25 protein-coding genes and 1 riboswitch are annotated in these 26,873 nt (G+C 63.2%); of the genes, 16 read left to right on the top strand and 9 right to left on the bottom strand.

Annotated features, from left to right (window positions below):
- Nucleotides 1-158: 158 nt before the first annotated feature.
- Complete coding sequence (locus AAFN55_RS10345; RefSeq protein ID WP_347798761.1) at nucleotides 159-368, bottom strand: cold-shock protein; 210 nt, start codon at nucleotides 366-368, stop codon at nucleotides 159-161.
- A 322-nt stretch (nucleotides 369-690) separates the two neighbouring features.
- On the opposite strand from AAFN55_RS10345, the gene AAFN55_RS10340 reads away from it, so the two are divergent.
- Nucleotides 691-1,575: an MBL fold metallo-hydrolase gene (locus AAFN55_RS10340; protein WP_347798760.1), complete on the top strand. Its 885-nt coding sequence runs from the start codon at nucleotides 691-693 to the stop codon at nucleotides 1,573-1,575.
- A 21-nt stretch (nucleotides 1,576-1,596) separates the two neighbouring features.
- Here AAFN55_RS10340 and dnaE read toward each other — a convergent pair whose 3' ends face one another.
- Complete coding sequence (gene dnaE, locus AAFN55_RS10335; RefSeq protein ID WP_347798759.1) at nucleotides 1,597-5,121, bottom strand: DNA polymerase III subunit alpha; 3,525 nt, start codon at nucleotides 5,119-5,121, stop codon at nucleotides 1,597-1,599.
- 337 nt (nucleotides 5,122-5,458) lie between these two features.
- On the opposite strand from dnaE, the gene AAFN55_RS10330 reads away from it, so the two are divergent.
- The gene (locus AAFN55_RS10330; RefSeq protein WP_347798758.1) at nucleotides 5,459-6,787 is read left to right on the top strand and encodes a hypothetical protein; all 1,329 of its coding nucleotides are present in this window, start codon (nucleotides 5,459-5,461) and stop codon (nucleotides 6,785-6,787) included.
- Between the two features lie 254 nt (nucleotides 6,788-7,041).
- Here AAFN55_RS10330 and AAFN55_RS10325 read toward each other — a convergent pair whose 3' ends face one another.
- A complete protein-coding gene (locus AAFN55_RS10325; RefSeq protein WP_347798757.1) occupies nucleotides 7,042-7,644 on the bottom strand; it encodes a CGNR zinc finger domain-containing protein in 603 nt (200 codons plus the stop codon).
- 102 nt (nucleotides 7,645-7,746) lie between these two features.
- Between AAFN55_RS10325 and AAFN55_RS10320 the strand changes: the two genes are divergently transcribed.
- From AAFN55_RS10320 to gcvP, 11 genes are all read left to right on the top strand, one after another.
- Nucleotides 7,747-8,649, top strand: a complete 903-nt coding sequence (locus AAFN55_RS10320; RefSeq protein ID WP_347798756.1) for an alpha/beta hydrolase — start codon at nucleotides 7,747-7,749, stop codon at nucleotides 8,647-8,649.
- A gap of 182 nt (nucleotides 8,650-8,831) precedes the next feature.
- The gene (locus AAFN55_RS10315) at nucleotides 8,832-9,284 is read left to right on the top strand and encodes a hypothetical protein (RefSeq protein WP_347798755.1); all 453 of its coding nucleotides are present in this window, start codon (nucleotides 8,832-8,834) and stop codon (nucleotides 9,282-9,284) included.
- A gap of 235 nt (nucleotides 9,285-9,519) precedes the next feature.
- Nucleotides 9,520-10,647 (top strand): S-(hydroxymethyl)glutathione dehydrogenase/class III alcohol dehydrogenase, encoded by a 1,128-nt coding sequence (locus tag AAFN55_RS10310; RefSeq protein WP_347798754.1) that lies wholly within the window; start codon nucleotides 9,520-9,522, stop codon nucleotides 10,645-10,647.
- An 87-nt stretch (nucleotides 10,648-10,734) separates the two neighbouring features.
- Complete coding sequence (locus AAFN55_RS10305; protein WP_347798753.1) at nucleotides 10,735-11,535, top strand: hypothetical protein; 801 nt, start codon at nucleotides 10,735-10,737, stop codon at nucleotides 11,533-11,535.
- Nucleotides 11,536-11,625: 90 nt separating this feature from the next.
- Nucleotides 11,626-12,084: a YaiI/YqxD family protein gene (locus AAFN55_RS10300; protein WP_347798752.1), complete on the top strand. Its 459-nt coding sequence runs from the start codon at nucleotides 11,626-11,628 to the stop codon at nucleotides 12,082-12,084.
- A complete protein-coding gene (locus tag AAFN55_RS10295) occupies nucleotides 12,081-12,722 on the top strand; it encodes a DUF1345 domain-containing protein (protein ID WP_347798751.1) in 642 nt (213 codons plus the stop codon). Before AAFN55_RS10300 ends, AAFN55_RS10295 begins: the two co-directional genes overlap by 4 nt.
- 8 nt (nucleotides 12,723-12,730) lie before the next feature.
- Complete coding sequence (gene fghA / locus AAFN55_RS10290) at nucleotides 12,731-13,570, top strand: S-formylglutathione hydrolase (RefSeq protein ID WP_347798750.1); 840 nt, start codon at nucleotides 12,731-12,733, stop codon at nucleotides 13,568-13,570.
- Nucleotides 13,571-13,900: 330 nt separating this feature from the next.
- Nucleotides 13,901-14,287 carry a helix-turn-helix transcriptional regulator gene (locus tag AAFN55_RS10285; RefSeq protein ID WP_347798749.1) on the top strand — a complete coding sequence of 129 codons (387 nt, stop codon included), beginning with the start codon at nucleotides 13,901-13,903 and terminating at the stop codon, nucleotides 14,285-14,287.
- Between the two features lie 85 nt (nucleotides 14,288-14,372).
- Nucleotides 14,373-14,459, top strand: a riboswitch (glycine riboswitch).
- 149 nt (nucleotides 14,460-14,608) lie between these two features.
- The gene (gcvT, locus tag AAFN55_RS10280; protein WP_347798748.1) at nucleotides 14,609-15,712 is read left to right on the top strand and encodes a glycine cleavage system aminomethyltransferase GcvT; all 1,104 of its coding nucleotides are present in this window, start codon (nucleotides 14,609-14,611) and stop codon (nucleotides 15,710-15,712) included.
- Between the two features lie 5 nt (nucleotides 15,713-15,717).
- Nucleotides 15,718-16,086, top strand: coding sequence for a glycine cleavage system protein GcvH (gcvH, locus tag AAFN55_RS10275; protein ID WP_347798747.1), 369 nt, complete (start codon nucleotides 15,718-15,720; stop codon nucleotides 16,084-16,086).
- Between the two features lie 10 nt (nucleotides 16,087-16,096).
- Nucleotides 16,097-18,901 carry an aminomethyl-transferring glycine dehydrogenase gene (gene gcvP / locus AAFN55_RS10270; RefSeq protein ID WP_347798746.1) on the top strand — a complete coding sequence of 935 codons (2,805 nt, stop codon included), beginning with the start codon at nucleotides 16,097-16,099 and terminating at the stop codon, nucleotides 18,899-18,901.
- Nucleotides 18,902-18,914: 13 nt separating this feature from the next.
- Here gcvP and AAFN55_RS10265 read toward each other — a convergent pair whose 3' ends face one another.
- From AAFN55_RS10265 to AAFN55_RS10255, 3 genes are read right to left on the bottom strand one after another with little or no spacing between them, the layout of a single operon-like run.
- The gene (locus AAFN55_RS10265; RefSeq protein WP_347798745.1) at nucleotides 18,915-19,268 is read right to left on the bottom strand and encodes a hypothetical protein; all 354 of its coding nucleotides are present in this window, start codon (nucleotides 19,266-19,268) and stop codon (nucleotides 18,915-18,917) included.
- Nucleotides 19,265-19,552, bottom strand: coding sequence for a DUF6516 family protein (locus tag AAFN55_RS10260; RefSeq protein WP_347798744.1), 288 nt, complete (start codon nucleotides 19,550-19,552; stop codon nucleotides 19,265-19,267). Before AAFN55_RS10260 ends, AAFN55_RS10265 begins: the two co-directional genes overlap by 4 nt.
- A gap of 52 nt (nucleotides 19,553-19,604) precedes the next feature.
- Nucleotides 19,605-20,753 carry a GGDEF domain-containing protein gene (locus AAFN55_RS10255; protein ID WP_347798743.1) on the bottom strand — a complete coding sequence of 383 codons (1,149 nt, stop codon included), beginning with the start codon at nucleotides 20,751-20,753 and terminating at the stop codon, nucleotides 19,605-19,607.
- 325 nt (nucleotides 20,754-21,078) lie between these two features.
- On the opposite strand from AAFN55_RS10255, the gene parE reads away from it, so the two are divergent.
- Entirely contained in the window at nucleotides 21,079-23,145 is a 2,067-nt protein-coding gene (gene parE, locus AAFN55_RS10250; RefSeq protein WP_347798742.1) for a DNA topoisomerase IV subunit B, read from the top strand.
- Nucleotides 23,146-23,169: 24 nt separating this feature from the next.
- Here parE and AAFN55_RS10245 read toward each other — a convergent pair whose 3' ends face one another.
- The gene (locus tag AAFN55_RS10245) at nucleotides 23,170-23,466 is read right to left on the bottom strand and encodes a DUF982 domain-containing protein (RefSeq protein WP_347798741.1); all 297 of its coding nucleotides are present in this window, start codon (nucleotides 23,464-23,466) and stop codon (nucleotides 23,170-23,172) included.
- Between the two features lie 153 nt (nucleotides 23,467-23,619).
- On the bottom strand, nucleotides 23,620-24,762 hold the full coding sequence (locus AAFN55_RS10240) for a DUF2336 domain-containing protein (protein ID WP_347798740.1): 1,143 nt from the start codon (nucleotides 24,760-24,762) through the stop codon (nucleotides 23,620-23,622).
- 140 nt (nucleotides 24,763-24,902) lie between these two features.
- Between AAFN55_RS10240 and AAFN55_RS10235 the strand changes: the two genes are divergently transcribed.
- Nucleotides 24,903-25,355 carry a MaoC family dehydratase gene (locus AAFN55_RS10235; RefSeq protein ID WP_347798739.1) on the top strand — a complete coding sequence of 151 codons (453 nt, stop codon included), beginning with the start codon at nucleotides 24,903-24,905 and terminating at the stop codon, nucleotides 25,353-25,355.
- Nucleotides 25,355-26,215 (top strand): CoA ester lyase, encoded by an 861-nt coding sequence (locus tag AAFN55_RS10230; RefSeq protein ID WP_347798738.1) that lies wholly within the window; start codon nucleotides 25,355-25,357, stop codon nucleotides 26,213-26,215. Before AAFN55_RS10235 ends, AAFN55_RS10230 begins: the two co-directional genes overlap by 1 nt.
- A 49-nt stretch (nucleotides 26,216-26,264) precedes the next feature.
- Here AAFN55_RS10230 and AAFN55_RS10225 read toward each other — a convergent pair whose 3' ends face one another.
- The gene (locus tag AAFN55_RS10225) at nucleotides 26,265-26,873 is read right to left on the bottom strand and encodes a flavin reductase family protein (protein ID WP_347798737.1); all 609 of its coding nucleotides are present in this window, start codon (nucleotides 26,871-26,873) and stop codon (nucleotides 26,265-26,267) included.

Here is a 26,873-nt window from a genome sequence, read left to right as displayed (position 1 = left end):
ACTTCGCACCCTGCCCTGAACGTCCTTTCGAGGAGAGCGGTCGGCACCGCTTTCTCCGAAAACAAAAAGGCCGGGCGCTAGCCCGACCTTCCCTTCATCTCGACGGTGCGCGCCAGTACATCCGTGGTCGCGCAAACCGGAGACAAATCTCGTTGGCCTTAAACGGCCTGAAGGTTTTCCGCAGCGCTCTTGCCCGAGCGGTTGTCCTTGACGATCTCGAAGGAGAGCTTCTGGCCCTCAACGATCGTGCGCATGCCAGCGCGCTCTACTGCGGAGATGTGAACGAAAACGTCCGCGCCGCCATTCTCAGGCTCGATGAAGCCAAAACCCTTGGTGGCGTTGAAGAACTTAACTGTACCGGTGTTCATGACGATTTCCTTTCAATCGGTCATAGATAGCGGCCACCATGAAAAATTCACGGCGACCATGAAGATCGATGTTGAGCGGGAAGATCGTCAGAGGCGCATTTGCGCAGAAACAAAGTTCGTCAAGCAAGATCGATAGGAGTGATATAGGCCGTTTGGGTGTCCGAAACAAGGCAGAAGCGGAAAATAGTCCTTTCAGACGCGGCCAGCATCGGGAATATCATGACGGGCATCGAGATTTGCAAGACTCGCGGCCAAGATTACGCCAACAAGCGCGAGGCGCATACGCGTCGTACGACACTGAATGAGCAGGAGATTTCCCCTGATGGAGCCCAAGGCACCGACCGTTAAGGCCTTCTTCGACAAGCGGACCTTTTCGGTTCAGTACGTCGTCTCCGATCCGCAGACCCGCAAATGCGCCATCATCGATCCTGTGCTGGACTATGACGAGAAATCGGGCGCGACCGCAACGAAGAATGCCGACACCATCCTCGACTACGTCAACGCGAACGATCTTGCCGTCGAGTGGATTCTGGACACGCACCCGCACGCCGACCACTTTTCCGCGGCACGGTATCTGAAGTCGCGGACAGGGGCACCGACCGCGATCGGCAGCCGCATCACGGAGGTGCAGGAACTCTGGCGGGATTTCTACAACTGGCCCGACTTTCCGGCAGACGGATCCCAATGGGACCATCTGTTCGCGGAAGGCGACACGTTTTCGATCGGGACGGTGCCGGTCCGGGTCCTGTTTTCGCCCGGCCATACGCTCGCATCCATCACGTACGTGATCGGCGACGCGGCCTTCGTGCACGACACGCTCTTCATGCCGGACAGCGGCACCGCGCGATGCGACTTTCCGGGAGGCAGCGCATCGCGCCTATGGAACTCGATCCAGCAGATCCTGTCGCTGCCGGACGACACGCGCGTCTTCGTCGGGCACGATTACCAGCCGGACGGCCGCGAGCCCCTGTGGGAATCCACGGTCGCCGAACAAAAGGCGACGAACACGCATATCTCCAGGTGCAAAACCGAGAGCGACTTCGTCGCGATCCGTGAAGGGCGTGACAAGACGCTGCCCATGCCAAAACTCATCCTGCACGCGCTGCAGGTGAACATAAATGGCGGGCGGCTTCCGGAACCGGAGGACAATGGCGCCGCCTACCTCAAGCTTCCGCTGAACATGTTCGGTGGAACAGCCTGGGATTGAAGCGCCCACCTCGGGCAAGGCCTACACGAGCTCCACGTCGACCACGCCGCTGACAGCTTTCATCGCGGACGCGATTTGTGGCGAGAGCCGGTAGCGGTCGGGCAGTTCGATCTCGATCTCGCCCTGCCCCTCGCCCTTGATGACGATGAAAGACACCTGCCCTTCGCCACGCGTGGAGAGCTGTCCCGCGATCGCCCCGACCGGGCCAGGGTCCCGCAGGAAGACACGCAGCGAGCGCTGCACCTTTGCCGCCTCGTCCTCGAGCGCCTGCGCTGTCTGGATGCGAAGGTTCACGCCCTCCGGCCGATCTTCGGCCGATACGGTGATGACCACGGACCGTCCCGCCTCCAGCACGTCGCGGTACTGCGCCAGCGCTTCGGAGAACAGCACGGCCTCGAACTGGCCGGTCGTGTCGGAGAGCGTCACGACGCCCATCTTGTTGCCGGTGCGTGTCTTGCGCTCCTGCTTGGAGGTGATCGTACCGGCGAGCCTGCCCGCCGTCGCGCCGCGCTTCACAGCCGCCTGGAACTCGGTCCAGTTCTGGACGCGCATCCTCTCGAGGATCGGCTTGTATTCATCGAGCGGGTGAGCGGAGAGGTAAAAGCCGATCGCCGCGAATTCGCGATGCAGCCGTTCGGCCGGCAACCATGCCTCGCAGGCAGGCAGGACCAGCCGTTCCGGCTGCGCGCCGAGTGCCGAACCGAAGATATCGGTCTGGCCGGAGGCAGCATTTTCATGTGCCCGCGCGGCCATGCCCATCATGCGCTCAAGGCCTGCGAAGAGCGAGGAGCGATCATGCCCGAAGCAGTCGAACGCGCCCGCGGCGATCAGGCTTTCGAAGACGCGCTTGCCGACGATGCGCGGATCGATGCGCGAACAGAAATCCTCGAGGCTCGCGAACTGCTTTTCCCTGCGCTTCTCGACGATGTGCTCGACGGCGGCTTCGCCGACGCCCTTGATCGCGGCGAGCGCGTAGTAGATGCGGTTCTCGCCGACCTCGAACTGGCGATGCGAGGTGAGGACCGATGGCGGCACGACCTCGATGTCGAGGCGCATCGCGTCCTGCCGGAAGTCGGCAAGCTTGTCGGTGTTGTTCATGTCGAGCGTCATCGACGCTGCCAGGAACTCGACCGGATAATGCGCCTTCAGATAGGCGGTCTGGTAGGACACGATCGCGTAAGCGGCGGCGTGTGACTTGTTGAAGCCGTAGTCGGCGAATTTGGCGAGCAGGTCGAAGATCATGTTCGACTGCGCCTTGCCGACGCCGCGCTCGACTGCACCAGTAACGAAGCGCTCGCGCTGCTTGTCCATCTCCGCGCGGATTTTCTTGCCCATCGCGCGGCGCAGGAGGTCTGCTTCGCCGAGCGAGTAGCCGGCGAGCTCCTGCGCAATCTGCATCACCTGCTCCTGGTAGACGATGACGCCCTGGGTCTCCTTCACCAGATGATCGATCTTGGGATGGATCGAGGCGATCTCCTCCTCGCCATGCTTGCGGGCATTGTAGGTCGGGATGTTCTCCATCGGACCCGGCCGATAGAGCGCCACCAGCGCGATGATGTCCTCCACGCGATCGGGCTTCATGCCGACCAGCGCCTTGCGCATGCCGGCAGATTCCACCTGGAACACGCCGACCACTTCGCCGCGCGACAGCATGGCGTAGGTCGGCTCGTCGTCGAGCGGGATGCGCGCGAGGTCGATCTCGATGCCCCGGCGGCGGATCAGCTTGACCGCGACATCCAGCACGGTGAGCGTCTTCAGGCCGAGGAAGTCGAACTTCACCAGCCCGGCCTGCTCGACCCATTTCATGTTGTACTGCGTGACCGGCATGTCGGAGCGCGGATCGCGGTACATCGGCACCAGCTCGGACAGCGGACGATCCCCGATGACGATGCCGGCGGCGTGAGTCGAGGCGTGGCGATAGAGCCCTTCCAGCTTCATCGCCATGTCGAGCAGGTTCTGGACGACCGGCTCCCGCTCCACCTCCTCGGCAAAGCGCGGCTCGGCCTCGACCGCGTCCTTGAGCTTGACCGGGTTGGCGGGATTGGCCGGCACCATCTTGCAGAGCCGATCGACCTGGCCATAGGGCATCTGAAGCACGCGACCGACGTCGCGCAGCACGGCGCGGGCCTGCAGCGTTCCAAAGGTGATGATCTGGCCGACCTGGTCGCGGCCGTATTTCTGCTGGACGTAGCGGATCACCTCCTCGCGCCGGTCCTGGCAGAAATCGATGTCGAAGTCGGGCATCGAGACGCGGTCGGGATTGAGGAAGCGCTCGAACAGCAGCGAGAAGCGCAGCGGATCGACGTCGGTGATCGTCAGCGCATAGGCGACCAGCGAGCCCGCGCCCGAGCCACGGCCGGGGCCGACCGGAATGTCGTGCGACTTGGCCCATTTGATGAAGTCGGCAACGATCAGGAAGTAGCCGGGAAACCCCATCTTCGTGATGATGCCGATCTCGAATTCGAGACGCTCGCGATAGTCCGCTTCGGTGTAGCCGGCCGTCGGGCCGTGATCGTTCAGCCGTGCGTCGAGACCTTCGCGCGCCTGGCGCGCCAGCTCATCGGCCTCCGCCGCGAGCGCCGCTGCCGGATCGCTCGCATCCGCGCCGGTGAAGCGCGGTAGGATCGGCGCACGCGTCTGCGGGAAGTAGGAACAGCGCTTGGCGATTTCGATCGTGTTGTCGAGCGCTTCGGGCAGATCGGCGAAGAGGGCCGCCATTTCGGCCTGGCTCTTCAAATGGTGGTCGTGCGTGAGGCGGCGGCGATCGTCGACCGCGACGACCGAGCCCTCTGCGATCGCCATCAGGGCGTCATGGGCGTCGTAGTCATCGGCGGAGGGAAAGAATGCCTCGTTGGTGGCGACCAGCGGCAAGTCATGGGCGTAAGCGAGATCGATCGTCGATGCCTCGACGGAGCGATCGTGGTTGCGGTAGCGCTGGAGTTCGACATAAAGCCGGTCGCCGAACGTGCTGGCGAGGAAGCGCAACCGGCTTTCGGCCACCTGACGGTGATCGGCCTTGAGCGCGGCACCGATCGGCCCACGCTCGGCGCCGGTCAGGCAGATGATGCCGTCCGCGAGCGGCGGCAGCCAGGTTTGATCGACATGCGGGGCACCGCCTGCCGGCACATCCAGATAGGCGCGCGACACGAGGCGCACGAGATTGGCGTAGCCCGCCTCGCTGGCAGCGATCAGCACCACCGGATAGACTGCTGGGCCCTGTCGCCGGTGATTGCGCTGCTGGCTTTCCCCGGCATTGTCCTCGAATGCGACGTCGATCTGGCATCCGACAATGGGCTGCACGCCGTCCTTGACGGCCTTTTGGGCAAATTCGAGCGCGCCGAAGAGGTTGTTCGTATCGGTGACCGCGATGGCCGGCGCGCGATCCTTCACGGCATGGCCGATGATCTTGCCAAGCGGCAGCGCGCCTTCGAGCAGTGAATAGGCGGAATGGACGCGCAGATGGACGAAGCTGCGCGGTGCGGGCGTGGACGCGGCAGCCTTCGCATTGGCTTCCCGCAAAATAGGATCGCGCGTGCCGCCGGCCATGAACTTCCTTCCGCCGCCAAGAGGAGAATCTGTCGCGCATTGTCGGGGAGTGGCCAGGACGTGTCCAGCCGGGTTGGCATTTGCCAACAGGGAGTGTTCGAAATGGGCAGCGCCAACGCCGGCGCACCGCGCACCGCGCACCGCGCACCGAGTGACTGATAAGGAACGGCGGGAGCCGACGCCATTTCGGTCGTTCACTAGCTTGATCGCGACACCACAAACCTGCCATTGGTCGATCGGCCAAAAGTATCGTATTTTCGAGATCTTTGCGACAACGTGCCATCCCTGATACTTGACGTTCCGCTCCGAAAGCACCCCCCAAATTGCAAAGGCTGATATGACGAAGCTCACACCGCAAAAGACCATGAACCCCAATACTCTCTTCCGTAAGGGGGATTTCTTTGTCCTTTTTGGCGAGCTGTTTGGCCGTGGCTATGCAGCCGGTCTGCTTGACGAGGCCAAGGCGGCGGGCATGACCATCCTGGGGGTCACGGTCGGCCGTCGCGACGAGAATAACGCATTGCGCGCCCTAGCTGATGACGAACTGGCTGCGGCTGAAGCCAATCTCGGCGGCAAGATTATCAACACCCCGCTGATGGCTGGCTTTGATCTCGATGCTCCCGAGGGCGGTCCTACCCCAACCGACCTTCTCGGGACGATGACTCTCGACACCTGGCGGACCGACACTCTCGACTGGGACTATATTGCGCGCTGCCACGAGGTTGGATCGACACGGTTCAAGACCGCGCTCGACGCAGTTATGGCGGAACTCGATGCCCTAATCCCCGACGGCAGGAACGTCTTCTTCGCACACACGATGGCAGGCGGCATCCCGAAGGCCAAGGTCGTTCTCGCTATCGTAAACCGCATTTACAAGGGTCGTGGCGTGCGACATGCGTCGTCGCAGTCGCTGATCGAAAGCGACCTCGGGAAGCTCGTCTTGCAAAACTTTGACGAGGTCTCGGCCAATACCTTTGGCTACCTGCTTGAAGCCAGCTCTGCCATCCGTGCCCGGATCGAGGCAGCCGGCGGGCAGGTTCGTTACACCGCCTATGGCTATCACGGCACCGAAGTTCTGATTGGCGACAGCTATCGCTGGCAGACTTATACAAACTACACTCAAGGCTATGCGAAGATGCGTCTTGAGGGTTTTGCCGAAGCTGCGTGGCGCAAAGGCGTGAAAGCCACGGTGTTCAATTGCCCCGAAATCCGCACCAATTCCTCCGATGTATTCGCCGGGCTCGAACTGTCGCTCCTACCGTTGCTGGCTGCGCTGAAGAAAGAAGGCGGTGGAGCCTGGGTCGAGGAGCTTTGGCAAGAATGCCAAGACCTGCTGAAAGACGGCGTGACGCTCGAAGCCCTGCTACAGATGGTTTTGGACTATCAGCACAACGAGGCGATGCAGCCCTATTATGACTTCGACCTTTGGCCGCTGCCGAACAGCGCCGCTCAGGCGGAGCAGACCATCGGTACATCGCAGGAGATTGTGCAACTGCACAAAGACAGTAGGGTTCTCGTAAGCGACGTCTTGAGCCATCATGTGGTCAAGGCGATCGGCCAGTTGATCTTTGGCGAGGTCAGCGAACCCTCCGGGCCTGTCCTGTGGCTGAACCACGATCTGGTTGCACGTCGTCTCATCGCTGCAAGCGGGGAGAGTTCAGGCTGACATCTTGCACAGTCGGAACCATCTGCTCTAGCCGCCGAAAAGCGAGGCTGTCTGTCGCCAAAATCCTAAGTTTTGCGAATCCCGATCGCGTACTGATTTTTCAGCGACATTTCTGTCGCAAAAGTTGCGTGCAGACGTAAGATTTATGCGACTGACGTTTGCGACGAACCAGGTGGCCGGATTCGACCCCATGCCAGACATGCAGCGGAGATGGTCAGGCTCTTAAAAGCGGTCGTTGTGATTTCCATGTGAATCTACTGATCGCCTTTTTCTTTGTGCCGCGATGCTTTCTCGCGATTGCCGCAAGTCTGCATGCTGCACCACCGTCGCTTCCCGCCTCGTGAGGCATCGACGAAAAGCCAGCCACACCGGGGACACGCATGCAGCCTCTTTCGGGGTAGAACGAAGTACGCCTCGACCGAAATGGCCGCCAAAAAAGCGACAACGGCTTCGGGCGCATTGAAGCGCTCGATTTGCGGGGTGCTCTCACCTTCTATCAGCCTGAGCCGTCCCCCTCCCAAAAGCCCTCCCGCTGCCCGCTCGAACAGAAGGCCCAGCCCCTCGGTTGATGGTGGCTTCCCGGCAGCGAGTGCGTCGAAAACCGAAAAGGATGCCTCTCGCAAGTCCCGGACGCTTTTCAGAAAACCAGTGGCCGGGATGGCGGAAACCGCGTCCGCCTGAGCTTTCGTGGCCAGTCCAGCGGAACGAAACCAGTTTCCGACATCCCGCGGGGAGTTCAGCAAATCGTTGTCGGCATCGGGTTTGTACCGGGTGAAGACGGTGTTGGTGAGGTCGATCCCCGGATGGCCGCCGATGAAATGTGCGGGCGTCCAGACCGTATCCAGATTATTCGACATGGAACCCAACCATATAAAGACAGTTATCCGGTTTCCTGATAGCTAACCGGTATAGTAGGTTTAGCCGGTTCTTTCAGCCAGGGATAGCAGCGAGGAAGTCACGTGCAAACTGTCGAGAAAACCCGACACCATACGATCAATGTAGATGGCGTAGACCTTTTCTACAGGGAAGCAGGACGGCGCGGCGCGCCGGGTCTGCTGCTCCTGCACGGCCAGCCCTGCTCGTCATTCTATTTCCGCAACGTCATCGGGCCGCTGTCCGAAGTCGCCCATGTCGTCGCCCCGGACCTGCCGGGGTTCGGCTTTACCGAAGCGCCCGATGACTACCCCTACACCTTCGATGCCATGGCCAGAACAATCGACTCGTTGCTGCGCGAGGTCGGCATGGAACGGTTCGTTCTTTACGTGCATGATTTCGGGTCTGCGGTGGCTTACGCCTTGGCGATGAAATATCCCGAACGGGTGCTCGGTCTGATTGTTCAGAACGGCAACGCCCATGAAGAAGGGCTTGGCGAGCCCTGGAATCTCGTGAAGTCCTATTGGGCTGAACCTACGCCCGAAAACCTGGCGAAGCTTCCCGAATGGCTGAATTTTGAGGGCGTAAAACACACCTATGTCGGGGATATCCCGCAGCGTCTGGTTCCGCTTGTGGCACCGGATGGATGGCATCTCGACTGGGAGCGCATGAGCCAGCCCGGACGCATTGATATGCAGCTACGGATTTTTGCCGATTACAGCTCTCACGCAGCCAGCTTCCCAGCCTGCAAAGCGTACCATCGCGACCATCAGCCTCGCGCGCTGCTGCTTTGGGGACGTCACGACCCCTATTACGATATCGCGGAGGTTGACGAATATGCTCGGAATCTCGAACGGATCGAGATGCATGTCTTCGACGGCACTCATCTGCTGCTGGAGACACATCACGAGGAATGCGCACGCATGATGCGCAATTTCATCGTCGATGTGCAACGCGAGGAAGAAGTGTCTAACGTCCGCTTCTCATAAATTTCTGCGCCAAGCCACCGTTCCGCTTCCCACCCCACAACCGCCGTTCCTTTTGTGCAACCGCTTCTGGCCGCAGCCAGACACATCAAATTGTCAGCATGTGTCAGCAATGGTGCGGAAATTCTATCCACCTCCCTCCGCACCTCTCGGACAATGCCCCGCTGAACAACGGAGCGCGGCGAATGGACTGGAAGCGGGGGATGGATGAGGAACGGGTGGCACTCGGCCGCCTCGTCGCCCTGCTGTGCGCGCTGGCCGGCCTCGCCGAACTGGCCGCCGGCCGCTCCCCCATCGTCCGCGGCCTGGTGCTCCTGTTCCTGCGTCAGGCCGAGGCCGTGGCGCGCGACGTCGTCGACGGCGGCCCGGACACGCCGGCCGCATCCATGCCGATCGGCCCAGTGGGCTTCTCGCCGGCGGATGCGCTGCGTCTCGCCGCCAGCCTCCGGGCGCTGGCAAAGCTGCTCGACCGACAGGCAAGGCTGATCGTCGGATACTGCCGGGAAGGCGCCGGTCGTGCCAAATTGCCCGGCCTTCGCCCGATGCCGGCAATCCGCCACTTGCAGGGCGGCTTGTCGGCGATCGTGGCATCCGGCCTGGGCAGACCGCGGCGTGTCATCGCACCCGACACGTCATGACGCGCCGCCGTTCGGCGCGTCCCATCTCCTGCCAGCGTCGCGATCAAACGATCCGGCCCTTGCCCCCGCATGCGAGAGTCCCGGCGGACCGTTCCCCCGGGATTTGGTCTCGGGATCTCTTGCTGCGATCTGGCTGGGGGACGCTCGAACCGGCCCCATCTTCATCCCGCGTCTTGCCTCCCTCCCCAAATCCTGAAACTTTGCGGCCTCTCGCATTCGCAGGAGGAATCGCCCCATGAAGACCCGTGCCGCCGTCGCCGTCGCCGCAGGAAAGCCGCTCGAAATCATGGAGGTCGACCTGGAAGGCCCGCGCGAAGGCGAGGTCCTGGTCGAGATCAAAGCCACCGGCATCTGTCACACCGACGAGTTCACCCTGTCGGGCGCGGACCCGGAAGGCATCTTCCCGGCGATTCTCGGCCATGAGGGCGCGGGCGTCGTCGTCGATGTCGGCCCCGGCGTCACTTCGCTGAAGAAGGGCGACCACGTCATTCCGCTCTACACGCCGGAATGCCGCCAGTGCCCGTCCTGCCTGTCGCAGAAGACGAACCTCTGCACCGCGATCCGCGCGACTCAGGGCCAGGGCCTGATGCCGGACGGCACCAGCCGCTTCTCCATCGGCAAGGACAAGATCCATCACTATATGGGCTGCTCGACCTTCGCCAATCACACGGTGCTTCCCGAGATCGCGCTGGCCAAGGTCAACCCGGACGCGCCGTTCGACAAGATCTGCTACATCGGCTGCGGCGTGACGACGGGCATCGGCGCGGTCATCAACACCGCCAAGGTCGAGATCGGGGCTACGGCGGCCGTGTTCGGCCTCGGCGGCATCGGGCTCAACGTGATCCAGGGGCTTCGCCTCGCCGGCGCGGACATGATCATCGGCGTCGATCTCAACAACGACAAGAAGGCATGGGGCGAGAAGTTCGGGATGACGCATTTCGTCAATCCGACCGAGATCGACGGCGACGTCGTGCAGCACATCGTCAACCTGACGAAGCGCGGCGCGGACCAGATCGGCGGCGCGGACTACACGTTCGACTGCACCGGCAACGTCAAGGTCATGCGTCAGGCGCTTGAATGTTCGCATCGCGGCTGGGGCGAATCCATCGTCATCGGCGTGGCCGGCGCCGGCCAGGAAATCTCGACGCGCCCGTTCCAGCTCGTCACCGGCCGAACCTGGAAAGGCACCGCATTTGGCGGCGCGCGCGGCCGCACCGACGTGCCGAAGATCGTCGACTGGTACATGGAGGGCAAAATCCAGATCGACCCGATGATCACGCACACGCTGACGCTGGACGAGATCAACAAGGGTTTTGACCTGATGCATGCGGGCGAGAGCATCCGCTCGGTCGTCGTCTACTGACGCAACTGCTCCGCCCACGCGGAACCTCGGCCCACAGATAAGCATTCCTGTGGGCCGAAGGGATCGCGGCGATCAGGAGAGCCACACATGCGCATTTTCAGGACAAGCCTGCTTCTGACAGCCGGCATTTCCATGCTGGCGATCGCTGCCTGCGGCGAGGAAGAGACGATCGTCTCGCAGGTCGAACCTCCTGCGAACGTCGAGGAACAGACAACGCCGCCGCCGGCCAACGATGAGGGCGAAGCAACGCGCAAACTGCGTGAAGGCGCGAACTCGCTGCTCGAAGGTGCTGGCGAACTGACGCGCGATGCACGCGAGCGCGCTGAACGCGCCTTGGAAGATGCCGGCCCCGCGCTGGACCGCGCAGGCGAGATCGCCGGCCAGATCGGCGCATCTCTCAACGAGATCGCACGGCGTGCCATGCAGGATTTCGACAAGGGCGTGGCCCTTCTGGAACAGCGCATCACCGAAGCGACCGGCGACCGGGAGCCCGTTACCGGCGACCCGGCGGCCGTGCTCGCACCGGCAGACCAGTTGAACGCGGATACGCGGGCAGCCGCACGCGCAGGCCCGGCCGGTGTCGGCCCCGACTATGTGGGCGTGTGGGCTTCCGACGCGGCTTCCTGCGCGAAGATCGATCAGGAGCCGCTGGAAATCATGGCGGTCATCACGCCGACCACGATCCGCCGATATGAGAGCGTCTGCAACTTTCCGGCCACCGAGATGACGGATGGCAAGGCCACGCTTGCAGCATCCTGCGTGGCCGAAGGCGACATGGAGGAGCGCAGCATCATGCTCGACATGCCGACGCAGGACACGATCACGATCGGGCAGACGGGCAGCAGCGGCGGCGCCGAGTTCGTGCGGTGCCATCTTCCTGCAGAGTAGCCCTGCCCGGCCAGTCGGCAGCGCCAAGGCTCTGCGACTGCTTGCATCTGCGGATTTTATGCTAGAGCACCGTCCGTAAAGGATGGACCCATGACGCAAATCTTCGTCGATGCCGATGCCTGCCCCGTCAAGGACGAGGTCGTGCGCGTGGGCGAGCGGCACGGCCTGGTGGTCACTTTCGTGTCCAATGGCGGGCTTCGTCCGTCGCGCGACCCGATGGTGAAGCACGTCGTCGTGTCGAAAGGCGCGGATGCCGCCGACGACTGGATCGTGGACAATGCGGTGGCCGACGACATCGCGATCACGGCGGACGTGCCGCTTGCCGCGCGCCTCGTTCCGAACGGCGTGCATGTGCTGGGGCCGACAGGCCGGCCGTTCACGCCGGAATCGATCGGCATGGCGGTCGCGATGCGCGACCTGAAACAGCATCTGCGCGAAAGCGGCGAGATCAAGGGCTACAATGCAGCCTTTTCCGCCAGGGACCGCTCGACCTTCCTGAGCGCGCTGGACCAGGCGGTGCGCAGGGCGATTCGGGCTTCCGCGCCGTGAAACCGCTCGAGCGCCATACCCCGTTCTATGTCGCCGCCGCGGTTGGCGTCACGGCAGGCGCGATCGCGCTTGCAATCGAGCCGCGATTGGCGACCGTGATCGCATCCAACGCTTTCTTTGCGACCTATCTGGCGCTTACGCTTGTCGCGCTTCCGCGCCTGACCGCAGCCTATCTTCGCAGCCACGCGGCAAGCAGCGACGTCCCGGTTTCTATCATCTTTCTAGCGACGCTGGCCGCCGTTTCGGTGGCAGTCGGCGCATTGTTCATCGTGCTCAACTCGACGCAGCCCGGCACGCTTCAACTCCTGCTTGCGTTTCTTGCGGTTCCGCTCGGATGGATGGCGATCCATATGATGGCCGCGATCCACTACGCGCATCTCTATTGGCAACCGGACGGACGGACATCCGGCAAGCGCGGGGAAAAAGGCGGGCTCGATTTTCCGGGACGAGAAGCCCCGTCCGGTATCGATTTCGTGTACTTTTCCTTCGTGATCGGCATGACAGCGCAGACGTCCGACGTCCAGATCACGACCACTACGATGCGACGGATCAACATCGTCCATGCGATCGTGTCGTTCGTTTTCAACACCGTTTTGGTCGCAGCCGCAGTCAACGCGGCCGTGACGCTCGGAAATTGAGGTTCACTATGAAGACCATTTCGACCGCAAAATCCCACGGCGGCATCCAGGGCGTTTACGCGCACCGGTCCGAGGCCTGCGCCTGCGAGATGACTTTTGCGGTCTTCGTGCCGCCCCAGGCAAAGGACGGCCCCTGCCCGGTCCTATGGTATCTGTCCGGCCTGACCTGCACCCACCAGAACGTCATGGACAAAGGCGAGTATCGCCGGCTCGCGGCCGAACTCGGCATGATCGTCGTCTGCCCCGACACCAGCCCGCGCGGCGACGGTGTGCCGGACGAAAAGGACAACTGGCAGTTCGGCTGTGGTGCGGGCTTCTATCTCGACGCGACGCAAGCGCCGTTCGCGAAGAACTACCGCATGTATTCCTACATCACGCAGGAACTGCCGGCGCTGATCGAAGAGGAATTCCCGGCCGACATGAGCCGGCAGGGTATCTTCGGGCACTCCATGGGCGGTCATGGCGCGCTGACGATCGCGCTCAAGCATCCGGATCGTTTCAGGAGCGCCTCGGCCTTCGCGCCCATCGTCCAGCCTTCGACGGCGGGCTGGTCCAAGCCGGCATTCGAGAAGTATCTTGGTGCCGATGAGACATCATGGCGGCAGTACGACACCTGCGCGCTGATCGAGGATGGCGCGCGGTTCCCCGAATTCCTGGTTGATCAGGGCACGGCGGACGGTTTTCTCGACGACGGGCTGCGGCCATGGCTGCTCGAGGAAGCGTGCGACGATGCCGGTATGGCGCTCACGCTGCGCATGCAGGACGGCTACGACCACTCCTACTTCTTCATTTCGACCTTCATGGACGACCATTTGCGCTGGCATGCAAAGAGGCTGGCGAACACCTGATGCATGTCGCCCGAAACCAGGCACCGGACGTGGGATAACGACACGCACAAGAAGCCTCGCCCAAGCACTCGTCAGCAGCGGCGAGACACCGCGATGCAAGGAGAGGCAGGGTGTTCGACACCGCCCGGCTCCGAAACCTGTCGCGGTAATCGCGGCCAAGGACGTTGGAAACCTGAATCGAGTCAGGCACTTGGCTCGACCAGCTAACGCATTGAATCGGCTAGGCTAACCCGTTAGCGTTGCGCATGTGGGCCCGGTCGCTATGATGGGCGTCTTCGATCCCCGCGTCTCTGCGGGATTTTTCATGCGACAATCATGGAGGTGGGACGGGTGCCCAACACCACGACGATCTATTCCGAAATTCCAGATACAGATACTCTTGGCGGACGGCTTTCGCGAGCCCGCGACGCCACCGACCTCTCGGTCGCACAGCTTGCAAGACGCATCGGCGTTCAGGCTTCGACCATCCAGGCATGGGAAAGCGACCGCTCCCAGCCGCGCGCCAACCGGCTTTCCATGCTGGCCGGCGTTCTCAATGTCAGCCTGTCCTGGCTGCTGCACGGCATCGGCACGTCACCCAACGAAGATACGACGCCGCAGATGGCGGAAAGCGTTGCGATCCAGCTCGACCGGCTCAAGCGTCTTCATGGCGAGACCGCCAGCATCATCCAGCAAATCGAACGCGATATCGGCAAGTTGCAGGTACAACCCGGCTGAGCGACGGGGCGACACCCTGCCGGAGGTGACATAAGCACCGGCATGGGCTAGGTTCGATTCGTCGAGGGCTTCCGCGAGGGAGCCCTGCCAGTTTGCGGGAGAGAGCAGCGTATGCTGCCGCCGAAGGGGAAATCGCCCGAAATCTCTCAGGCAAAAGAACCGTAGACTGGTCAAGACACTCTGGAAAGTCGGGGATGTCCCCGCGCCGAAGGTGTAAGGTGCCCCGACAGAGTTCCGGGTGTGCCGAGTCTCTCAGGCTTCCGACAGAGGGGCGCGAATCTGCCGCATGAGCGGCCGATGACGTGCGACTCTGGAGGATCGATGGCCGATACGGGCGAACTGAACCAACTTCCGCTGAAAGACCTGCATGACGCAGCCGGAGCCCGCTATGGCGGCTTTGCGGGCTGGTCGATGCCGATCACCTACCCGCTCGGCGTGTTGAAGGAGCACCTTCACACCCGCGAGAAGGCAGGGCTTTTCGACATCTCGCACATGAAGCTGTTCCTGCTGACCGGGCCGCAGGCCGGCGAAGCGCTGGCACGAGCATGCCCGCTCGACCCCGGCCTGATCGATGACGGCGCATCGAAATACACCTTCTTCCTCAACGACCACGCCGGCATCATCGATGACCTGATCGTCACGCGTCTTGGCGACCAGCGTTTCATGGTCGTTGCCAATGCAGGCAATGCGGCCGTCGACGAGAAACATCTGAAGGCGATCGCCGCCGATTTCGACTGCACGGTCGAACCGCTCGATCGCGTGTTCCTCGCGCTGCAAGGGCCGGATGCGGAAAGCGTGTTGAAGGTGGCGGGCCTCGATCTGTCGCCGCTGACATTCATGCATGGTCTGGAACCACGCGACGGCTGGTTTGCAAGCCGCTCCGGCTATACCGGCGAAGACGGGTTCGAAATCGCAATGCCGCTCAGTGATGCACAGGCGTTCGCCGAGACGCTGCTGGCCGACGAACGCGCCGCCTGGATCGGGCTTGCCGCCCGCGACAGCCTGCGCCTCGAAGCGGGCCTCTGCCTGCACGGGCAGGACATCGACGCGACGACCACCCCGGTCGAGGCCGGGCTGATGTGGGCGATCCCCAAAAGCGTCCGCGCGGATGGCATTTTCGGCGGGGCGGATGCGCTACGCACGGCGATCGCCGCCGGCCCGGCGCGCAAGCGCGTGGGATTGAAGCCCGAAGGCCGCCAACCGGTGCGCGCAGGCGCCGAACTCTTCGACGGCGACGGCAATCCGGCAGGCGAAATCCGCTCCGGCGGGTTCGGCCCGTCCTGCGGCTTCCCGGTCGCGATGGGTTACGTCCCGGCCGATCTTGCAACGCCTCATTCGAAACTCTTCGCCGAGGTGCGCGGCAACCGCGTTCCCGTCGAAATCCACCCCCTTCCCTTCTCGCCGCATCGCTACCGCAAAGGATGACCTCGATGGCAACGACCTATTTCACCGAAGACCATGAATGGATCCGCGTCGAGGGCGGCATCGCGACCGTCGGCATCACCGATTATGCGCAGGAGCAGCTTGGCGACCTCGTCTTCGTGGAACTGCCCGAAGTGGGCAAGACCGTCGCCAAGGGCGACACGGCCGTCGTGGTCGAGTCCGTCAAGGCGGCGTCCGACGTCTACGCGCCGGTGGACGGCGAGATCACGGCCGCCAACGACGCGCTGTCGTCCGATCCCGCGCTGGTGAACTCCTCTGCGACGTCCGAGGGCTGGCTGTGGAAGATGAAGCTCGCCGATGAAGCCCAGCTCGAAGGGCTGATGGATGAGGCGGGCTACAAGGCCCATATCGGTTGAGGAGCATGCGATGACGGACACGACCATTCACTTCGCTGACCGCCATATCGGCCCCGGCGCGCATGACGTGCGCACCATGCTGGCCGCGCTCGGCGTCCCCTCGATCGAAACGCTGATCAGCCAGGCCGTGCCGAAGTCGATCCGGCTCGATCGCCCGCTGGACCTGCCCAAACCCGCCAGCGAGGCGGAAGCGCTCGCCGAACTTTCGGCCACGATGAACCGCAATGTCGTGAAGAAAAGTTTTATCGGCGCGGGCTATCACGGCGTGCATGTGCCGCCGGTCATCCAGCGCAATCTCTTCGAGAACCCCGCTTGGTACACGGCCTACACGCCCTACCAGTCGGAGATCAGCCAGGGCCGGCTGGAGATGCTGTTCAACTTCCAGACGCTGGTGAGCGAATTGACCGGCCTGCCGGTTGCATCCGCTTCGCTGCTGGACGAGGCGACGGCGGTGGCCGAGGCGATCGGCATCGCTGTGCGCCACCACCGCGACAAGCGCAGCGACGTGATGGTCGCCGGCGCGCTGCACGCCCAGACGCTGGACGTCGTGCAGACCCGCGCCGAGCCGCTCGACATCCGCATCGGCTGCGACGAGATCGGCGACAACACGGCTGCGGTCATCATCCCGTGGCCGGATACGCATGGCGTCTACGGCGACCACACGGCGACCATCGCCGCGGCCCGCGCCGCCGGTGCGATCGTCATCTTCGTCGGCGATCCGCTGGCGCTCACGATCACGCAGACGCCGGCGTCGCTCGGCGCCGATATCGCGGTCGGCTCGATGCAGCGCTTCGGCGTGCCGATGGGCTATGGCGGTCCGCATGCCGCCTATTGCGCGGTCGCGGACAAGCTCACGCGTCTGATGCCCGGACGGCTGGTGGGTCAGTCGACCGATGCGCATGGCAGGCAGGGATATCGATTGGCGCTGCAAACCCGCGAGCAGCACATCCGCCGGGACAAGGCGACCTCCAACATCTGCACCGCGCAGGCGTTGCTCGCCAACATGGCGACCGCCTACGCGATCTGGCATGGGCCTCAGGGATTGCAGGCGATCGCGCGGCGTGTGAACCGGCTGGCGGCAAGGCTGGCCGCGGGGGTGCAGGCGGCCGGCATCGAGATCGCCGGCACGGCCATCTTCGACACGGTGACTGCGACGGTTCCGGGCAAGGCGAAAGCGATCGCCGCCAAGGCCGAGGAAGCCGGGCTGCTGCTGCGTGTCATCGACGAGGCGCATATCGGCGTCACCTTCGACGAGACATCGACCGAAGCCGATCTGGAAACGATCGCGGGTCTGTTCGGAGCTTCGATTCCGGGCGAGGCCTCCGCCTCCCTGCCCGGCGAACCGCGCGACGCGAAAAACTTCCTGTCGCAGCCGGTCTTTCACGAGAATCGCTCCGAGACGGAGATGATGCGCCTCCTGCGCAAGCTTGCGGACAAGGATCTTGCACTCGACCGCGCGATGATTCCGCTCGGCTCGTGCACGATGAAGCTCAACGCCGCGGCCGAAATGATGCCGGTGAGTTGGTCGACGGTTGGCTCCATGCATCCGCTCGCGCCCGTAGCTCACGCGGACGGCTATCGCGCCATGATCGGCGATCTGGAAGCCTGGCTGGGCGAGATCACGGGTTTCGATGCCGTGTCGCTCCAGCCGAATGCCGGCAGCCAGGGCGAATATGCCGGGCTGCTGGCCATCCGCCGTTATCACCTCGAGCGGGGCGATACGCAGCGCACCGTCTGCCTCATCCCCTCCTCCGCGCACGGCACCAACCCGGCGAGTGCCGCGATGGCGGGCATGGGCGTGGTCGTGGTCAAATGCACCGAGGCCGGCGACATTGACGTCGACGATCTGAAAGCGAAAGCCGAGCAGTATTCGGACCGTCTCGCAGCGTTGATGATCACCTATCCCTCGACGCACGGTGTGTTCGAGGAAGGCGTGCGCGATATCTGCGCGACCGTTCATCAGCATGGCGGACAGGTCTATCTCGACGGCGCGAACCTGAACGCGCTGGTAGGCCTCGCGCGTCCGGGTGATCTCGGCGCGGATGTCTGCCACATGAACCTGCACAAGACGTTCTGCATTCCCCATGGCGGCGGCGGACCGGGCATCGGCCCGATCGGCGTCAAGACGCACCTCGCGCCGTTCCTGCCGGGACACGTTGCAGGCGGCACGAAACATGCGGTGGCGGCAGCCCCCTACGGCTCCGCGTCGATCCTCCCGATCACATGGATGTATATCCGCATGATGGGCGCATCGGGCCTCAAGCGTGCGACCGAGACCGCGATCCTGTCAGCCAACTACGTCGCTGAACGGCTCAAGGCGCACTATCCCGTGCTGTATGCCGGCCGCAACGGGCGCGTCGCGCATGAGTGCATTCTCGACACGCGGGTTTTGAAGGAGCGTGGCGGCATCGGCGTCGAGGACATCGCCAAGCGGTTGATCGACTACGGTTTCCACGCGCCGACCATGTCATGGCCAGTCGCCGGTACGCTGATGGTCGAGCCGACCGAAAGCGAGCCGAAGCGCGAGCTGGACCGCTTCTGCGAGGCGATGATCGGCATTGCCGAAGAGACAGCGAAGGTCGCCGACGGCACGTGGCCCAAGGACGACAATCCGCTGATCAACGCGCCGCACACCGCAGCCGAGACGATGGGTGATGCGTGGAACCACCCCTATCCGCGCTCGGTCGCGGCCTTCCCGGCCGGCGAGACGGATTTCGCGTCGAAATACTGGCCGCCGGTATCACGCATCGACAATGTGGGCGGCGACCGCAATCTCGTCTGCTCGTGCCCGCCGGTGGAAGCACTGGCGAGCTGATTGCCGATCGAGGTCAGGCGTCCATGAGGATTGCCGCGCGGATTTCGTCATAGTCCGCGCGGAGCATACCGTCCTCGCGTTCGATGAGACCAATTGCTTCAAGCGCGGTCACATCCTCGTGGACGCGCTTGAAGTCGCGGCCGAGATCGCGAGACAGCGCGCGAATGCTGGGCGTGGGATGCCGATGCAGATGGCGCAGCATTTCGTAGCGCTTCTCCGTCATTACAGATGCCAGGGCCGCCCACGACAGGAACGTGACGCTGTCCTCGGCCTGAACCGCTTCGCCGCGCGCCGCCTGCCGCCATGCCTGGGAAACGCGGCTGGCTGCATCGCGCAGACTGCCGCCGACAACGATCTGTTTCTTCATGTGCAGCTCCTCATCGCTTCGACGTCCCGGACGAACTGCTCCAGCAGAGCGTCGATCGTCGTGAACACATAGGGTTCTTCAGCGCCCATACGATGTCGATGATCTCCCTTGCCGCGCTCATTGTCATAACCGAGCACGCGTCTGCCATCGACGATGTAGACCAACCGATATTTGAAGCTGTGCTGTGTGGGCGGCACCGGAGTAGGCACCTGCCACACCACCATTTCGACGAATGTGCCATCCAGGTAGACGACACGCTCCCGAACGATCAGTCGCGCCTTCATGATGGCTGTTATGTCAGCGACGCCTGATGGCGTCAAGCGCCATCAATCACCCTCACCCTGCCAAGCGCAGTTCGCCGGCTTCGACGCGGTTGCGGCCCGCGCGTTTGGCTTCGTAAAGTTCCGCGTCGGCGCGCGACAGCACCTCTTCGAAGCTGGCGCCTGACGGCCCGGGGAAGCCGATGCCGGCGCTGACCGTGCAGCGCAGTTCGCCTTGCGGCGTGGTGATGACCCTCGCGGAGAACGCCGATGCAATCCGTTCGGCCGCCATCCGCGCGTGATCGGGCGTGGTTTCCGACAGGATCAGCACGAATTCCTCGCCGCCCAGACGTGCCGCCGTCTCGCGATTGCGCACGGCGTCGCGCAGGATGTCCGCAAACATGCGGATCACCTCGTCGCCGCAGGCATGGCCGTAGTCGTCGTTCACGCGCTTGAAGTGGTCGAGGTCGAAGACGACGGCGGCATGTTGGGAACCGAGCACCTTTCCGCCAAATGCCTGAAACAGTGCGCGCCTGTTCAGGAGGCCGGTCAACGGGTCCGTCATGGCGTCGATGCGATGCTTGCGGGCAAGCCGTGCCTGGTCGACCGTCACGGACAGCGCGCCGATCGCCGTCATGCAGACGACGGCAACAACAATGTTCACGCGCTCGGCGAAATTGTCCGGAGCGCGCCCTATGCGCCATTCGCCGCCAAACAGCAGCACCGCTCCGCACAATCCGAACGACATGCCCAGCAGAACATAGAGCGCCGACAACGCGCTCATGGAGAACGGCGCCTCGTGTCTGGCGTTGAAATAAATGTGGCTGCACAGGACGAAGAGCATGCCAACCGTGGCGTTCTGCACCATCAGCGCCGTGCCGTCATAGCCCGCCGCCAGCAACGGCAGAACAATGGCGAGATAGGGGACGGCGATCAGCAGCGCAGGCTTGAAAGGCTTCGTGCCGAAGGCGAACTGACGCGCGGAAGCGTAGATCGTCGCGACCCCGGTAGGCAGCGACACCGCCACGTAGGAGCCGAGCCACACGTTCGGATGATTGACGTAGATCCAGTACGCCATGATGTGGCTGACGATGATCAGAAGGCCGATCGACCATGTGATCATGTAGTCGCCGCTGCGTGACGATATGCGAAACGCCAGCATCGTCAGGCTCAGGCAGAACCCTGAGATGGCGGTAGCCAGCAGGAGTGACGTAAAATCAAGCATCGAAGATCCAGCCAAGTCAGGGGGCAATTCGCTCAGCGTATAGTCTTCATTCTTATAGCAATGTTGGAGAATACCTATCTTCTGGAAGACCAGGACGGGTGTCGCGCTCCGGACGCGGAAATCCAAGCAGTTTTCCAGTAAGGCGGTCATCGGGGCGCAGATACACACCTTGGTGGTTAGCAATGCGGAAACCCGATCGTGACAATTGTAGGCACTGACGGGTGGACAGCGAGACGACCTGAACGTAACAGGAACCCGGTTCGCCTTTGCCATGGAAGCATGGCACTATCGCAAGCGATTCGGGGCTCACTCAACAACGGGCATCATGGACGACGCAAACGACCTCTTTTCGGGCATTCCGACCTCAGTTCCCGCGCAGGCGGCACGACCCGCCACGCCGGCGCGGCCTATCGACCCGCTGGTGCAGGCCGCGCGCGCCAAGCCCCAGCCGAAGGATGGCAGCGAAGGCTACAGCGCAGCCGACATCGAGGTGCTGGAAGGGCTGGAACCCGTCAGGCGCCGCCCCGGAATGTATATCGGCGGCACCGATGAAAAGGCGCTGCACCACCTCTTCGCCGAGGTGATCGACAACTCGATGGACGAGGCGGTGGCCGGCCATGCCACTTTCATCGACGTCGAACTGTCTGCTGACGGCTTCCTGACCGTGAGCGACAATGGGCGCGGCATCCCGATCGACCCTCATCCCAAATTCAAGGACAAATCCGCGCTCGAAGTGATCATGACGACGCTTCACGCAGGCGGAAAGTTCGACAGCAAGGTCTACGAGACGTCGGGCGGTCTGCACGGCGTCGGCGTCTCGGTGGTGAACGCACTGTCCGACGTGCTCGAAGTCGAGGTCGCGCGCGGCCGCCAGCTCTATCGCCAGCGGTTCTCGCGCGGCGTGCCGCAGGGCCCGCTCGAAGCGCTCGGCGAAGTGCACAACCGGCGCGGAACGCGGGTACGCTTCCACCCCGACGCGGACATCTTCGGAAAGTCGGCGAAATTCGAGCCGGCCCGCCTCTACAAGATGACGCGCTCGAAGGCCTACCTCTTCGGCGGCGTCGAAATCCGCTGGTCGTGCGATCCGGCCCTGATCGGCGAGAAGGACGAGACGCCCGCCAAGGCCGTCTTCCATTTTCCCGGCGGCCTGAAGGACTATCTGGCAGCCTCTCTCGGCTCCGACTTCCAGGTGACGCGCGAAATCTTCGCGGGAAAGAGCGAGAAGCAGGGCGGCCACGGCTCGATGGAATGGGCCGTGACATGGTTCGGCGGCGACGGCTTCATCAATTCCTACTGCAACACGATCCCCACCGGAGAAGGCGGCACCCACGAGATGGGCTTCCGCAACGTGTTGACCCGCGGGCTCAAGGCCTATGCCGACCTCACCGGCAACAAGCGCGCCTCGATCGTGACCGGCGAAGACGTGATGATCTCGGCGGCAGGCATGCTCTCCGTGTTCATCCGCGAGCCCGAATTCGTCGGCCAGACCAAGGACCGTCTGGCGACCGTCGAGGCGCAGCGCATCGTGGAAAGCGCGATCCGCGATCCGTTCGATCATTGGCTCGCCGACAATCCGCAGGAAGCATCGAAGCTGCTCGAATGGGTGATCGCGCGCGCTGACGAACGCGTTCGCCGACGCCAGGAAAAGGAAGTCAGCCGCAAGTCGGCGGTGCGCAAGCTGCGCCTGCCGGGCAAGCTGGCGGACTGCACGCAGAGTGCCGCGCAAGGTGCGGAACTCTTCATCGTCGAGGGCGATTCGGCCGGCGGCTCGGCCAAGCAGGCGCGCGACCGCGCGAGCCAGGCCATCCTGCCCCTTCGCGGCAAGATTCTGAACGTGGCGAGCGCCGGCAGCGACAAGCTTGCCGCCAACCAGCAGATCTCCGATCTCATTCAGGCGCTCGGCGCGGGTACGCGGTCGAAATATCGCGATGAAGATTTGCGCTATGACCGCGTGATCATCATGACCGACGCCGACGTGGACGGCGCGCACATCGCATCGCTGCTGATCACGTTCTTCTATCAGGAAATGCCGAACCTTATCCGTAACGGCCATCTCTACATGGCTGTGCCGCCGCTTTACCGCATCAGCCAGGGCGGCAAGGTGATGTATGCGCGCGACGACGCCCACAAGGATCAGCTCCTGAAGACCGAGTTCACCGGACGCGGCAAGGTCGAGCTTGGGCGGTTCAAGGGTCTCGGCGAGATGATGGCGTCGCAGTTGAAGGAAACGACCATGGATCCGAAGAAGCGCACGCTTCTGCGTGTCGATGTGAGCGTGGATGACGAGGCGGGCACGAAAGCCTCTGTCGACGCGCTGATGGGCACCAAGCCCGAAGCGCGCTTCCGATTCATCCAGGAACATGCCGAGTTTGTCGACGAACTCGATATCTGATCGGACCGCAGCCGATCAGATCGTCTACTGTGCCAGTCGAGAACCGGCCGAAGGCGATTTCGGGAATGCGATCGGCTCGACGGCAGGCACCAGAATGTTCGTCAGGCGGGCGAACTGGACGAAGCACTGCCGCGCCTTCTCCACCGACAGATGGCCTTCCATGGCCGCACGGCATGACCGTTGAGCGGTTGAAAATATAGGGCCGCGGCGTTCGGCCGGCCAAGTGTCGAGAAAAGAGGCAATCTCGCCGAGCGAGCGCATCTCGCGCGGGCCGGCAAAGCCATTGTTCACCACGACTGGCATGCTCAATTTCATTGTCATTGATACCTCCGTGGCGGTCTTCAACCGCCGGGGCGTCAGGCGGCATCATGCGGCCGTAGGCACCACGTGTAAAACCCGCAACTGGCGTAAATGTTTCACGATCAGTGAGCCAAATTACTCACACAGCGCATCCAAGCGTGAACTGTCGAAGAATTAGGCCGCGGCGATGGCCAAAGCATGGCCGCGCGCGTTGTCGCGAAGAACTTCGAGATGGATCGACTTGATCAGCGCCGCTGCCTCGCGGTCGCGCTCCGCGGGACCGGCCTGGCCGGGACCTGCGCCGATTTCCTTCAGCATGAGCCAGGTCACCTCCTGCGCGCCGGCGACGCGTCGGCCATTCGCCACCTCGCGCCAGACCTTGAGCGCACGCAGGAAGACGCGGTGCAGCGCGTCCGCAAGGCCGGCCGAGCGGAAAAGCGCGATCACGGCGACATCGCGGCCTGAAGCGAGGATCGCGCGAACGCGCCTATCGGACTGACCGGAGAGCGCGATCAGGACGGAGCCGAGAAAATCGACCTTGCCATGCGCAATCGTGCGCACGAGGAAGGAAGCCGTCAGGTCGCCGCGCAGGCGCAGATGTTCGATCAGGGCTGCGTGCTCCTGCGCGGGCGTGTTCTCGATCAGCGTCAGAGACGCGCGGACGCAGGCCTCGCGCGTGATGCGCTCGGCGCGTGCCGGCCCCATGAGGGCGAGAACGAGCGGCGACTGCTTGAGCGCCTCGCCCAGACGAACCAGCAGCAGATGCCGGCAATCGGATGGGAGCCTGCGGTCGACAAGCATCGCCTCGCGCAATTGTGCATCACCTCCGAACCGCTCCGCCATACGTCGGAACGACAGGGATGCCACGTCTGCGCCGTCATTTTTCAGAAGCGTGAGACAGGCTTCCAGTTCGCCCACTTCCGCGATCGCGGCGGCGAGCGACATCGACACGAACGGCCGCGATGCGATCAATGACTGGATAGCACCGTCCGACGAAGCGGCGCGGTCGATGAGGTCCGTATCGGTAAGCAACGGCGAACGGATGAGGATGACGCCCGCGACGTCGGCCTGGTCAGCGGCAAGGGCTGCAACGATCTGGGCAGGCGCATGCCTGCTCAACGACAGTACCTCCGCCATCGCCGCGCGGACCTTGGATGACGGATCGTCGAGAAGCAGTGTCAGCGCAGCCTCGGCCTCACAGCGATCCTCGAAGGGAAGCTCGTGGTCCAGGAAGGCGCGTGCCAGCGCGCTGGCTGCCGCCACGCGTTCCGAAACGCGTGCGTTGCCGATCCATTTGAGGAAATGCCTGACGATCATGGACGCCCACCCGACCCCTGCCCTATCTGTCGGTGAACACTAAGGAAAAATGGTTTACGAACGGTTCACCATAGTTCTTAACCTGCCGGCTACCATGCGCTTGGCAGATGAATGGCGATGAGATCTTGCAGGAGGACGATGTGGCTGGACTTTATCTGGAGGACTTCGAAGTCGGGCAAGTCATACGGCATGCGCTGACACGGTCGGTCACCGAACATGACAACATGCAGTTCTCGATGATGACGATGAACCCGCAGCCGCTGCACATCGACTTCGACTATGCGTCGAAGAGCGAGTGGGGCAAGCCGCTGGTCAATTCGCTGTTCACGCTTGGCCTGATGATCGGCATTTCCGTGCATGACACGACACTCGGCACCATCGTCGCCAATCTCGGCATGACGGAAACGAACTTCCCGCATCCGGTCTTTCACGGCGACACGATCCGCGTCGAGACGGAGATCAGGTCGATCCGCGAGTCGAAATCGAAGCCGGATCGCGGTGTGGTGGAGATGGAGCATCGCGCCTTCAACCAGCACGGTGATCTCGTCGCGCGCTGCCTGCGCCAGACGATGATCTACAAGAGGCCAGCGTAATGCGCTCGTTGCTGTTCGTGCCGGGCGATTCGGAGCGAAAGCTGGCGAAGGGGCTCGAATCCGGCGCCGACGCGCTGATCGTCGATCTCGAAGATTCGGTCGCGACCGACGGCAAGGCGCGCGCCCGCGCTATAACGGCCGAGTTCGTCGCATCGTCGAAGACCGGGCCCGCCATCTATGTCCGCGTCAACGACCTCACCACCGGCCTCACCGACGATGACCTCGGCGCGGTGATGAAGGCGGCACCGGCCGGCATCATGCTGCCGAAAAGCACCAGCGGCGACGATGTCGGAAGACTGGCGGTACGCCTGCGCGTTCTGGAAGCCGAAAACGGGTTGCAGGACGGCGTCACGAAAATCCTGCCGATCATCACCGAGACGCCGCTCGGCGTTCTCAATGCCGGCACCTACGGCAATTGCGGCCCTCGCCTTTCGGGCCTGACATGGGGGGCCGAGGACCTGGCGGCCGAGATCGGCGCATCGGCCAACCGCGACGAAGACGGGCGCTACACCGATTTGTTCCGCTTCGCACGGCTCTCGACGATATTGGCCGCGACGGCGGCCGAGGTTGCGCCGATCGACACGGTGTTCCCGAATTTTCGCGACACGGAGGCCTTCACGCGCGATTGCGTCGAAGGTGCACGCGACGGGTTTACCGGGCGTATGGCGATCCATCCCGCGCAGGTCGCCATCATCAACGAGGTCTTCACGCCGTCAGGGGAAGCGGTCGCGCATGCGCAGGCCGTGGTGGATGCCTTCGCCGCTGCGGGCAATCCCGGCGTCGTCGCGATCGACGGCAAGATGTTCGACCGCCCGCATCTCAAGCGGGCGGAAAGACTGCTGGCGAGAGTGGCCGGCTAACCCTCGGACGCGGCAAGACGGCTTCGCGTACGGAGGCCGGCCACGAGACCTACTCCGCGTCCCACTGAGGCCGGCGCATCTGGAACGTCTCCGTTACCGTTGCATAGTCCATGTAGCCGAGCCGGGCGGTCGTTCCGGCCTTGACGATATCGAACAGGCCGTCGGTCATCACCGCCTCGTCGATATGGATGCCCACCACCTCCCCGAACACGACGATGTTGCTCGACGCCCTGCCGCCGATCCCTTTTGGCTCGTACCAATCCGTCATGCGGCATTCGAGGGCGGCGTGGGCCTCGCCGACGCGCGGCGGCTTGACCAGCGTCGAGGGCACGGGCGTCAGCCCCGCATAGCCGAATTCCGAAACCCCGCGCGGCGCATCGACCGAGCTCACATTCAGCTTCTCGATAAGATCGCGCGAGGCGAGGTTGACGACGAACTCCCTGGTCTCGTGGATGAAGGACACGCTGTCTTTCCGGCCCTCTGACGAAAACATCACGAGGTGCGGATTGCTGCCGATCGCGTTGAAGAAGGAATAGGGCGCGAGATTGACGGATCCATCCGCCGCGATCGACGAAATCCAGCCGATCGGCCTAGGCGCGACGATTGCCTTGAAGGGGTCGTGCGGCAGGCCGTGCCCCTTGGTCGGTTCATAAAACAT

This window comes from Mesorhizobium sp. CAU 1732 (assembly GCF_039888675.1).
In the GTDB taxonomy this organism is placed as follows: Bacteria; Pseudomonadota; Alphaproteobacteria; order Rhizobiales; family Rhizobiaceae; genus Aerobium.
This window is presented reverse-complemented; position numbering and strand designations above follow the sequence as displayed.